At 65.7% G+C, this 10,145-nt stretch carries 11 protein-coding genes; all 11 read right to left on the bottom strand.

The window, feature by feature from the left end; translation table 11 throughout:
* Positions 1-109 precede the first annotated feature (109 nt).
* The 11 genes from DL1_RS17925 to DL1_RS17870 all read right to left on the bottom strand — a co-directional run bounded on the left by DL1_RS17925 (position 110) and on the right by DL1_RS17870 (position 10,010).
* Complete coding sequence (locus tag DL1_RS17925) at positions 110-967, bottom strand: TonB family protein (RefSeq protein WP_038068878.1); 858 nt, start codon at positions 965-967, stop codon at positions 110-112.
* Positions 964-1,443, bottom strand: a complete 480-nt coding sequence (locus tag DL1_RS21060; protein ID WP_051693666.1) for an ExbD/TolR family protein — start codon at positions 1,441-1,443, stop codon at positions 964-966. Before DL1_RS21060 ends, DL1_RS17925 begins: the two co-directional genes overlap by 4 nt.
* Before the next feature lie 3 nt (positions 1,444-1,446).
* Positions 1,447-1,830: an ExbD/TolR family protein gene (locus DL1_RS17915; protein WP_038068877.1), complete on the bottom strand. Its 384-nt coding sequence runs from the start codon at positions 1,828-1,830 to the stop codon at positions 1,447-1,449.
* Entirely contained in the window at positions 1,827-2,567 is a 741-nt protein-coding gene (locus DL1_RS17910; protein WP_074855016.1) for a MotA/TolQ/ExbB proton channel family protein, read from the bottom strand. Before DL1_RS17910 ends, DL1_RS17915 begins: the two co-directional genes overlap by 4 nt.
* 387 nt (positions 2,568-2,954) lie before the next feature.
* The gene (locus tag DL1_RS21055) at positions 2,955-3,596 is read right to left on the bottom strand and encodes a 4'-phosphopantetheinyl transferase family protein (protein ID WP_051693665.1); all 642 of its coding nucleotides are present in this window, start codon (positions 3,594-3,596) and stop codon (positions 2,955-2,957) included.
* 3 nt (positions 3,597-3,599) lie between these two features.
* Positions 3,600-4,136 carry a sigma-70 family RNA polymerase sigma factor gene (locus DL1_RS17895; RefSeq protein WP_162178772.1) on the bottom strand — a complete coding sequence of 179 codons (537 nt, stop codon included), beginning with the start codon at positions 4,134-4,136 and terminating at the stop codon, positions 3,600-3,602.
* A gap of 161 nt (positions 4,137-4,297) precedes the next feature.
* The gene (locus DL1_RS17890) at positions 4,298-5,587 is read right to left on the bottom strand and encodes a lysine N(6)-hydroxylase/L-ornithine N(5)-oxygenase family protein (RefSeq protein WP_038068869.1); all 1,290 of its coding nucleotides are present in this window, start codon (positions 5,585-5,587) and stop codon (positions 4,298-4,300) included.
* Positions 5,587-6,627: a GNAT family N-acetyltransferase gene (locus tag DL1_RS17885; protein WP_051693664.1), complete on the bottom strand. Its 1,041-nt coding sequence runs from the start codon at positions 6,625-6,627 to the stop codon at positions 5,587-5,589. Before DL1_RS17885 ends, DL1_RS17890 begins: the two co-directional genes overlap by 1 nt.
* Positions 6,627-7,517 carry an alpha/beta hydrolase gene (locus DL1_RS17880; protein ID WP_038068866.1) on the bottom strand — a complete coding sequence of 297 codons (891 nt, stop codon included), beginning with the start codon at positions 7,515-7,517 and terminating at the stop codon, positions 6,627-6,629. Before DL1_RS17880 ends, DL1_RS17885 begins: the two co-directional genes overlap by 1 nt.
* Complete coding sequence (locus DL1_RS17875) at positions 7,514-8,680, bottom strand: PLP-dependent transferase (protein ID WP_051693663.1); 1,167 nt, start codon at positions 8,678-8,680, stop codon at positions 7,514-7,516. The genes DL1_RS17880 and DL1_RS17875 overlap by 4 nt, the downstream gene beginning before the upstream one ends.
* Complete coding sequence (locus tag DL1_RS17870; RefSeq protein ID WP_038068860.1) at positions 8,673-10,010, bottom strand: MATE family efflux transporter; 1,338 nt, start codon at positions 10,008-10,010, stop codon at positions 8,673-8,675. The genes DL1_RS17875 and DL1_RS17870 overlap by 8 nt, the downstream gene beginning before the upstream one ends.
* Positions 10,011-10,145: the final 135 nt, after the last annotated feature.

Here is a 10,145-nt window from a genome sequence, read left to right as displayed (position 1 = left end):
CCCCGCGCGGAGGGACGCGGTGCGGGCCTTTGTCGAGAGCTGGCGGGGCGCGATCTCGGCGCGCGCGGGCGGGTGAGCGGCCGTATCTGATCCGCGCGGCAAGGCGCGCTCAGCGCGCGAAGCGGATGGTCAAGGCAAAGCTGTAGCGGGCCTGTGTCAATCCAGCCGGGGCGGCCGCGAAGCGCTGTGCGCGCTGCACCGCCTGCAGCGCCGCCTGATCGAGCGCGGCATTGCCTGACGATCCCGCGACCGAAACGCCCGCAAGCTGGCCCGACCGCGTCACTGTCAGCTGCACCGTAACCGATCCGCGGGCGCGCCCGGCTGCGCTTGGATAGCGCTTGCGGGCCTCGATGCGGGCCCGGATCGAGGCGCCCCATTGCGCGCGCAAATTCTGTTCCTGACCTTTGGACAGGGTTGCGGCACGGCTGGTCTGGCGCTCGCCCGCATTGGTGGAGCCACCCGACCCGGCGGCCGTCTGCGCTGCCGATGGCGCGCTGGCGCGTTGCGGTTTGCGCGGCGCAGGCTCTGGGTCTGACTCTTGCTTGCGCGCCACCGGTTGTCGTGCGGGCTTGGACATCGGTTTGAGCGATGTCTCAGGCGCGGCGTCCGTTTCGGGGGACGTCTCACGCGCGGCCAACTGAGGGGGCGGTGCGAGATCCAGTTCGGGCAACTGCGCCTGCGGCGGCAATTCCAGCGGCGGTGCGGGCGCAGGCATCACGACGGGGTCGGGCAGCGACATCTGTTCAAATTGGGTGCGCACCGGTTGATCGCGCAGCGGATCCTCGAAACGCGCGATCATTCCCTCCACCGCCGCGCTGGCGGGTTTCAGGCTGACCAGATCTTCGCCGCCGCTGCCCGCCGCGCTCGCTCCGTCGACGTCTGCACGCAGGGCGAAGAACAGCGCCTGCATCAGCACCAGCGCCAAGGCAAGAAACACCCCTGCCTCAAGACAACGCCCGACCCTCATGGTCCCTCCGTTCCGACCGGCTGAGTGCGCAGCGCGACCTTGGCAAAGCCCAGCCCGCCCAAGCGCCGGACCAGCCGCGCGAGGATCGGCACGGGCAACTTTGCATCTGCGTGCAGCACGAGGGTCGGCGGCGTGGCGGCGCAATCTTGGGTCGCACACCACGCCTCGCGCGCGGCCTTCAGCGCGGCGAGCACGCGTGCCTCCCCAGCGGTGCCCGTCTCGGTGTCGGATGTGGCCGCGTCAGGTTTCTCGGCCACGACATCGCGAAATCCAAGTGCGCCCGTGCCCCCAACATACAGGCTGAACTCGCCGTCGCTCTGATCCCGCTCGGCGGCTTGCGGGGGTGAGACCGGAAACGGTTCTGGCGGTGTCAGCTTGGCCGAAATCAGGAAGAAGATCAGCAGCAGGAAAACGACATTGATCATCGGCAGGAGGTTAGACGCTCTGGCGGTGCGGGGCGGTTCGGTGAAATCCATCGCTCACTCCACCAGCATCACGGATGTGAACCCCGCCGCGCGCAGCGAGGTCATGAGGGTCACGAGATCCTGCAACTCGGCCCCCTTGCCCCGCAAGATCACCGGATCGTCTTGCGTCTTGGCCAGTTTCGAGAGCGCCTCGGGCAGAGCTTGCGCCGTAATCGGTGCGCCGTTCAGCGACAGCGCCCCGTCTGCGCCGATATCGACAAGGCGCAGCGGTCCGGTCCACGTCCCCGACGTGCCCGTGGCCGTGTTCAGCGGGATTGCGGTGTCTTGTGTGAACCGGGAGGCAAGCATGAAGAAGACCAGCAGCAAAAACACCACGTCGATCATGGGTGTCAGGTCGGGCTTTCGGCTGCGACGCGGCGGTTCGATGCTCAGGGTCATTGCGCGGCAGCCCGGCTGTTTTCTGATGCGTCTTCAACCCCCGCTTTTCCGCTGCTGGAGGGAACCCGCCCGAGACGCTTGGCGCGGGTTACGAAGACGCGTGTTGCGGCGTCCTCCATATCCAGCCGGAGCCTGTCGATGACGGCCTCGAACCAAGTCAGCGCGACCTGCGCGGGAATGGCCACCGCCATCCCGGCGGCCGTCGTCAAAAGCGCCTCCCAGATACCGCCCGCAAGCGTCGCCGGATCTGCGCGCGCCCCGGCGTCCTGCAGCGCCTGAAAGGCCGCAATCATCCCGGTGACCGTGCCAAACAGGCCCAGCAGAGGCCCGATCACCGCCGCCAACTCGATCCCGCGCAGCCCTGCGCGCGCCTGCGCCAGCAAACCGCGCGCGACCCGGACGATCTCGGCCTGTGCATCCGCATCCGGCAGGTCCGGGTCGTCCACCGCCTGCATCGCGCGGCGCACCAGCTGCGCGCGCAGACTGCGCCGCCGCGCGAGCAGCGCAAGCCCCGCCGCCCGGTCACCCTGCGCCCAAAGGGCCAAAGCGCGCTCGGATCCTCTTCCGCCCGACCAGGCACCCAGCCAGAGCAGCCGCCACAGCTTCCAAAGGATCAGCGCGAGGAGTACCACCGCAAGCGCTGCGATCGCCCACATGGCCGGTCCCCCAAGAGCCACGAAATCCCGCATCCCGCCTTGCGCGGTCGCCAGTCTTTGCATCACGTCCTCAAAGCTCATCTTGTTCTCCTAGGTTTCGCGGTCCCATCAGGCCTGCGCGCATGCGTGTCGTGACGCTGCGACAGACCGGACGATGTCGCAGATGACGGCCTTTTGCGGGGCCTGTTTTCTGGCGGCCGGGTTCTGAGCGGTTTCGATTTCGATGGAATCGGCCAGAGCCGCATGTCGCTTGAGGGTCAAGACGGCTGTGAAAGCTGCTTGTCGCATGATCTCGCTCCGTTTCATCCGGGATGGCATGGCTGAGATCTGGCTGTGCGCGTCGCGATGATTAGCCGGTTGTGCGGAAAATGGCCAGAGAATAGGCGACAAAAATCATCAGATAACTCGAAATTCGCGTGAAATTGCTACGGTCGCCTGCCGGTCGCCGATCGCTGCACGGAACACCTCTCACAAGCTGCACCAGCTGATCACGGCCCTTGCGGTGGCGCGACAGCCAATCGAGACCGGCTTGCCTGCGGGGAGGCTCGTTGTCAGCGAACGCACCACGGTAAATTGCAGGTGCGTCGGGGTTGGCGACGCGGCGAGGCGCAGCGCGTCGAAGCCGAAAAACGTCCCCACTTTCGGATAGGCCGCTTTGTAGAAGCTTTCCTTTGCCGAGAAGACTGAGACCGCGCGCCGCGCCAGACCCTCGGAGCCGATCCCGCAGCGGGTTTGCGAGAGGAGATCACGCTCGTTTTGGTCGAGCGCAATCGAGAGGATCTCCTGCGTGGTCTGCGCATCGGGGATCTCTTCGAGATCGACGCCCCAATGCAGGCCTGTGCCGCGATGGAGCAGGCACAGCGTGTAGTCCCCCCAATGGCTGAAGCTTCCGCTCTGACCAGCGGGCCAATCGCGCATCCCTGCCGGTCGGCCTGTTGCATCCACCTTTCGGTGAGGCGCGGGGAGGGGGCGCAGTCCAAGATGCCGCTGGGCTTCCTCCAGCAACACGCCAGAGCGGATGGCGCGCGGACCGCCGCCATGACCGGCCATGATCAGCGTCTCTTCCGAGAGCCAATGCAGTTCGGTTGCGTTTCGCGCGGGCAGGCGCATCGCTCAGCGCGGCTCGGTGCAGAGCGCCAGATTGGCCTGCAGGCTGGCGTGGATGTCGGCGATGATGGCATTGATGCGCGCGGGGGACAGCTTCTCGCGCTGTGCCAGATCACGTTGTGGGATCCCGCCCACGCGGTGATCGAGGAAAATCCGGCGGTTGCGGGTGGGGACCATCGCGAGGTTTTCCTCAAGCAGTGCCAGAAGCTGCCGGTCAGAGAGGGCCCGTTCGGGTCCGGCGAGCGGGCAAGGAGGCTCAAAGGCAAGCGCATCGCTCGGACGCCGTTTGCTTTTGCGATACTGATCGATGGCGAGATTATGGACCATGCAGCCGAGCCACGCCTGCGGTCGCGCGATCTGCTCTTGCCGGAGCGGGCAATCGAGGCAGCGGAGGGCTGCATCTTGCAAGACATCCTCGGCTCTATCGCGGCTGCCGAGGACACGCATTGCTTGGCATAGAAACCGTTCGCGTCGCGCAACGAGTACGCGCAGCAGGTCTTTGCGCAGCGGGTTTTCGGTCGTGGGAAGGGGGGCATCTGGCATGGCGTCACCGAAAGAGAGGAAGACATCTGCCGGGCGCATTGCTGAGTAGATGCGCCTCTCTTACATGAGCGATACGGGCCAAACAAGCGCGCGACCTGATCGCGGATCGCCTGACGTGGCAAAAGAGGCGACCCCTTCGGCAAGGACCCGCCTCTTTCGTATCATTCGGCGGCAAGACTGTGGCTTTGCGTCCGTCGAGCTGTCTGTGAACATTTGACAAGACTGTCGGCCAGCTCTTGCGCACGCAGGGCCAATACCGAGAGGAGCGTATCGCTCAGGCCGTGGGTTGCCTCGCTGAATCCCTGCACGAAGATGGCAGGTCCGACCTCGGGGGCCATGGGCAGCCGGTAGGTGCGATCTGGTGCCTCGCCCGTCCAATAGGGGGCGAGTTCGCCCAGCATTTCTGCGGTGATGGCGCGCTCGTAGCCGGTTGCCAGAATGACGAGATCTGCCGCGATCTTATACGGGCCCTGCGGTCCCGTAAGTGTCAGCTCCAGCGTGGATCCGTGGCCTTGCACCTCCGTGACGCCATGCTCGGGATGCAGGCGAAGGCGATCCTCGCCTGTCACGCTTTGTTCGTAGAGCCGATCATAGAGCGCCGCGATCAGATCGCCATCGGCCACCGAATAATTGGTCGCCGCTAAATCCGTGAGGGCGCGGCGGCGCTCGTCTTCGGGGCGGGCATGGAAACGGTCGGTGCCCGCAGGATCGAAGATCTCGTTGACGAAGGGCGTGTCATCGGAGGGCCGCAGCGCCGTGCGGCGCAGCACAAGGTCGATCATCGGCGCTTCGGGGCGCGCCGCGAGATCTTCAAAAATTTCTGCTCCGCTCTGCCCGCTGCCGATCACCGCCACCCGCATACCGGAACGCAGGCGGGGCAGAGCGCGGCTCAGATAATCGCCCGAATGGACCACCCGCGGATCGTCTCGCAAGGCTGCAAAGGGCGCAGGCCAGCGGGGCTTTCCGCCGGTGGCGAGGATCAGGTTGCGGCCTCTCTCGCGATAGAGCCGCTGCGCGCCATCCTGTGCAATGACTGTAAGCGCGCTGATCCGCTTGCCCTGCCATTCCGGCTCGATCCCCACCACCTTGCGGTCATAGGTGCACACGGGCATCTGGCCGGCCACCCATACGAGATAGTCGTTGAACTCCACGCGGCTCGGGAAAAAGGTCTTGCGGTTGATGAAGCGCCCAAGCCGCCCCTTGGCATGCAGATAGGCCACGAAGGAATAAGGGCTTTGCGGGTTCCGCTGGCTCACCAGATCCTTGAGGAAAGAGACCTGCATATCGGCCCCCGGTATCATCATATCGGGATGCCATGCGAATTGCGCGCGCGCCTCCAGAAAGCGGGCGCTCAGCCCTGCTCCGCGCTCTTGCAGCGCAATGGCAAGCGCAAGGTTCGAGGGGCCAAACCCGACGCCCAGAAGGTCGAATATGTTTTCATCGGATGTCATCACCAGTCTCCTTGGTCCAGAATACGCGCGGACGAGAACGCAAGCGGCGCGCCCTGCGCGGGCTCGGGCCGTGCCCAGAGCCGTGCTTCGAAGAAATGCTGGCGGTCGAGTTGCACGAGGCTGGCACGTTTATGGGGAAAGTCGAAATCGCGCAGATGGGCAAAGCCCGCCCGTCCGAGATTGCGCAATTGTTGGGTGTGGCTGGCTTTGGGTTCGCCCATGATCCGCGCGCAGCGCGGCTCGGCCAGAAACATGTAATGCATGAGCGAGGGCAACCATGCGGTTATATAGGCGGCCCCGCGATAGGCGGCCTCGCCCACCAGCACGTGCCAGCCGCGATCCCATGGCCCCGCCTCATAGACCGCGCCAAGGCGGTTCTCGCGGCACCAGTAAAGCTCGAAATAGGCAAAGGGCACGCCCTCCATCATTCCGATCACCGGCATCATATGCGGGTCGGCCAGAAGCCGTTCGAGATAGGCGCGATGCGCCTCAAGGCTGCCTGCTTCTTCGAAAAAGGCGGCCACTCGCGGATCGTTCTGCCAGCGGTGAAAGAGCGGCAGGTGGTCCATGGTCAGCGCGTGCAACTCGAAGTTTTGCCCGAGCCAGGGGATATGGCGGCGGTAGAGCCGTCCTTCCGGTTTGGGAGGGCGGCGCGGATGGCGCCCGTGCGGGCCGGTCTGCCACAAAAGCGGATAGGGCGCCTGCGCCTGCCCGAGCCACGGCCCGGGCACCTGCCAGAAGGCTTCGGGCAGCACGAATGGCCCGCCGGAAGAGGCAAGCGCGATCCCTTCTGTCACGAGCCGCGGCAAAATCTCGGTCCATCCGACGCCCGTCAGACGCAGCGCCACTTCCGGTCCCTGTGCGGTCAGCAGCTCGAACGCTTGCAGCGACGTGTGATACAGCTCTGCGGGCGATATCGGTTCTTCGGGGGGGTGAAGATCGATCCGCCCGTCGCCATGATCCCTCACCGCAAAGACTGTACCACAGGGGAGGGTGATCCCATGGCGGAAATCCGGCGCGGGGGCGACTGCGTAGGCCATCATGAGGCTCCTTTGTCGAGGGGGGCGGGCGGCAGGGCAAAGGCCCAGTGCAAGGCGCGGTTGATGGCCACGGGCAAGACGGACATATGAGTCTCGCCCGCATAGGTTTCGTATTCGGCCACGAGGCCCTTGGCGGTGAGCGCAGCCGCCATATCCTGTGCTGCAGCGAGGGTGCGGGTGCGGGCCTTCTCGGCCAGCCGTTCGGCGGCATCGGGGGCCTTGCACTGGAAGGGGGCAAGCGCGTCTCCCTCCCACGCGCCCGCCGAAAGATGCACGCGGGTCGGGTTCTCCGGGGTGAAGCGGGCCAGATGTTCGAGCAAAAAGCTCTCTTCCCAAGTGATCGCAGGGCTGGCCGCGACCCAAGCGCTGAAACTCTCGGGCTTTGTGAAGAGGAGCCAGAGCGCGAAAAGCCCGCCAAAGGAATGCCCGAAGAGCGTACGTCGCGCCGGATCAAGCGGTGCCTGTGTGGCCAGAAACTCGGTTACATCCTCCAGAAGGAATCGCGCCATTTCCGCGCCGCCCCCGGTGCGGACCTCCGGCCCGTCCTCGACGAAGGGCGGATAGCTGCGCCCGGGGGGCGGCCCGAGATCCCAGCTGCGGCGGAAGCTGTCATAGGGGGCATCGGTCGGATAGCCGATGGCGACAAGCGCGCCCCAGCCAAGCCCTGTGCCGCTTGGCCAGAATGCCTGCGTGCGCATCGCATCGATGGCGGTGCCGATCACCGCATTGCCGTCCAGCATCCAGAGCGCGGGCCAGCCTGCCTCCGGGGCGGGGCCTTCGGGGAGCCAGAGAAAGACGCGGCGGATCTGGCCGCTTGCGCGGTCCTCAAGATCGAACCAGCGGGCGTTGGGCGCAAGGCTCGCCCCTTCTTGCACAAGGCGGGGGATCATTGTGCGGCCTCCGTGGCAGGCGCGGTCTGCGCCATCGTGAGCGCCTGCATCAGATCGTCTTCCAACCGTTCGACCGGTTCGAGCCCGGTGGCGAGGCGGATGGTGCGCGGGCTTACCCCGAACCGGCGGAAGGAGTTCGCAGCCCCCGCCAGACCGCAGGCCGCCTGACCCGGTACGATCAGGCTCTCCGGTCCACCCCAGCTGACGCCGATGCGGATGACCTTGAGCGCATTGCAGAACCGCGCGACATCCACGCTCTCATCCAGATCGAAGGCAAAGAGCCCGCCATAGCCCGAAAGCGCGGATCCTTTCCACGGCGCAAGCCCCGGATGATGGACGTAGGTGACGTGCGGATGGGCCGACAGCCTGCGTGCGAGATGCAGGCCGGACCGCATGTGCCGCTCCATCCGTAGATCAAGTGAGCGCATGCCCCGCAAAATCAGGAAAGCGTCCATCGGTGACATGCGCGCCCCATAAAGATGGGTGGCCTCGTGATCGATTTTCTCGATCAGATCCTTCGGTCCAGCGACCAGCCCGCCCAGTGTGTCGCTATGTCCTGAGAGGTATTTCGATGCGGCATGGACCACCAGATCGATGCCAAGCGTGGCGGGCGTCTGGTAGAGCGGCGTGGCCCAGCTGTTGTCGATGACGCTGAGCACCCCCTCGTCGCGGGCGGCCCGGGCGAGCGTCGCCAGATCCTGCTCGTGGAAGGTCCAACTGGTGGGGTTCTCGAGATAGAGAAGCCTTGCGCCCCGGAGCGCCTCGATCAGCGCCGGGGTGTCGCGCCCGTCGATATAGACCGTCTCGACACCGAAACGCGACAGCACCGTTTCGCACAGGCGGAAGGCATCCGAATAGAGATGGCGCACCGCCACGATCCGGTCGCCCGCATCCACGAAGGGCAGGATCGCGCCGCAGATCGCGGCCATGCCGGAGGCAAATCCGCGCGCGCTTTCGGTGTGTTCGAGACGGGCGATCAGCCCTTCGAGCTCGCGCACCGTGGGATTGTCGCCGCGTGAATAGATGAAGCGCTCCGAACGTCCGGCAAACACATCGGCGATCTGCTCATAGCTCTCGAAGAGAAAGGAGCTCGACTGAAAGATTGGCGGCGCAGAGGCCGACAGGGCATGTGGATGGGCGGGGGAGATGAGGTCGTCAGGCATGGGTCTCACAGCGGATCTCGCTTGGTTGGAGGAGGGGGCTGCCAAGGCGGATCAGGCAGAGGGCCAGAAGCGCGCTGAGCAGGGTGGCAGAGGTCATTGCGGGGGCAAGCCCGCCCACGCCGAAGCGCGGCAGGCTCAGCGCGAGGAGCGGCCAGAGGAGCCAGCCCATGGGCGCAAGCCCCAGCAAGGCTGCGCGCCACGGCGCGATCCTTGCCTGCAGCGTCATCTGGACCGTGAGCCGCAGGGCAAAGGCGGGAAGGCCTATCGCAAGGCAGCGCAGGATGGCTGAGACCTTTTCAACCAGCGCGCTGGTGGGGGTCACGGGATGCACAATCAGGGGGGCAAATCCGAGAATGACCAGCGCGCAGAGCCCTGAGGCAATTCCGAGGCGCGTGAGCATATGCCGGAAGACCGCCGCGATGCGGGGATGGTTGCGGGCACCGAAAGCATGGCCCAAGAGCGGCTGGAGGCCGAGGGCAAAGCCCTCCATCGGCAACTGCACGATCAAAAGCAGTCTGAGCGCCAGCCCAAGCGCGGCCAGATCGGCGGCGCTGCCATAAGTCAGAGCCAGATGCACAAGCGCCATCATGCTCAGGGTCGTGGCCAGCACCGAGGCTGCCTCAGGCAAGCCTACGCGCACCATATCGGCCAAGGGCGCGAGATGCCTTAGGCGCGGGCGGCGGGCGGGGGCGGCGAACCAGCCCGCCCAGGCAAGCAGGGTCACGCCCTGCGCACAGAGCGTGGCGATCGCGGCCCCCTCAAGCCCGTATCCGAGCCCGAAGATGAAGACCGGATCGAGCGCGATATTGAGCCCAAAGCAAAGTGCAAGGAGCCGCAGGCTCTGGCCCGATGCGCCCCGTCCGATGGCCAGAAAATCGCATTGTATCTGGATCAGGGACCCGACCATCGTGAGGATGAAGACGGGCAGATAGGGCAGGGCAAGCCTCAGCAACTCCCCCTCCAGCCCCAGCAGGTCCAGAAGCGGGCGATGCATCAGCCAGAGGCTGCCACATAGGAGCGCGGCCAGCAGGGATGCGCTCACCAGCGCCAGCCCCGCGATGTCGCGCGCCCGCTCGGGCTGCGCCGCGCCAAGCGCCCGCGCGGTGAGGCTCGCCGCTCCGATACCAATACCGATGCCGAGCGCTGCCACCATGCCTGCCAGAGGTGCCATGAGCGACAAGACCGCCAGCGGTTGCGTCCCCAGCAGCGCCACAAAGCCCGCATCCACCAACTGATGGGCGGCATTGAGCGAAAGCCCCGCCATGGCAGGCAGGCCGAGCCTGCGGGCAAGCTTGGGCAGGTTGGGGTCGGCGAGATCGATCTGACGCATGGTCGGGCCTTTTGGAGGAAGTCTTGCTCTCAAGACGCGCAGGCCGCGCCAGAATTCACCCCTCTGGCGAAATTATTTCCGGCACAGATTTATTTCTGCACGCGGGTGAATTTCGGTTCGCCGCCTGCGTCTGGA

This window comes from Thioclava dalianensis (assembly GCF_000715505.1).
GTDB lineage: Bacteria > Pseudomonadota > Alphaproteobacteria > Rhodobacterales > Rhodobacteraceae > Thioclava > Thioclava dalianensis.
Note: the sequence above shows the minus strand (reverse complement) of the source record. Positions and strands in the feature narration are given on the sequence as shown.

Coding starts and splice junctions, on each gene's coding strand:
- DL1_RS17895 (WP_162178772.1), bottom strand. CDS start 4,136: ATGCCAGATGCCCCCCTTCCCACGACCGAAAACCCGCTGCGCAAAGAC.
- DL1_RS17915 (WP_038068877.1), bottom strand. CDS start 1,830: ATGACCCTGAGCATCGAACCGCCGCGTCGCAGCCGAAAGCCCGACCTG.
- DL1_RS17875 (WP_051693663.1), bottom strand. CDS start 8,680: ATGCCTGACGACCTCATCTCCCCCGCCCATCCACATGCCCTGTCGGCC.
- DL1_RS17880 (WP_038068866.1), bottom strand. CDS start 7,517: ATGATCCCCCGCCTTGTGCAAGAAGGGGCGAGCCTTGCGCCCAACGCC.
- DL1_RS21055 (WP_051693665.1), bottom strand. CDS start 3,596: ATGCGCCTGCCCGCGCGAAACGCAACCGAACTGCATTGGCTCTCGGAA.
- DL1_RS17885 (WP_051693664.1), bottom strand. CDS start 6,627: ATGGCCTACGCAGTCGCCCCCGCGCCGGATTTCCGCCATGGGATCACC.
- DL1_RS17910 (WP_074855016.1), bottom strand. CDS start 2,567: ATGAGCTTTGAGGACGTGATGCAAAGACTGGCGACCGCGCAAGGCGGG.
- DL1_RS17890 (WP_038068869.1), bottom strand. CDS start 5,587: ATGACATCCGATGAAAACATATTCGACCTTCTGGGCGTCGGGTTTGGC.
- DL1_RS17870 (WP_038068860.1), bottom strand. CDS start 10,010: ATGCGTCAGATCGATCTCGCCGACCCCAACCTGCCCAAGCTTGCCCGC.
- DL1_RS21060 (WP_051693666.1), bottom strand. CDS start 1,443: ATGGATTTCACCGAACCGCCCCGCACCGCCAGAGCGTCTAACCTCCTG.
- DL1_RS17925 (WP_038068878.1), bottom strand. CDS start 967: ATGAGGGTCGGGCGTTGTCTTGAGGCAGGGGTGTTTCTTGCCTTGGCG.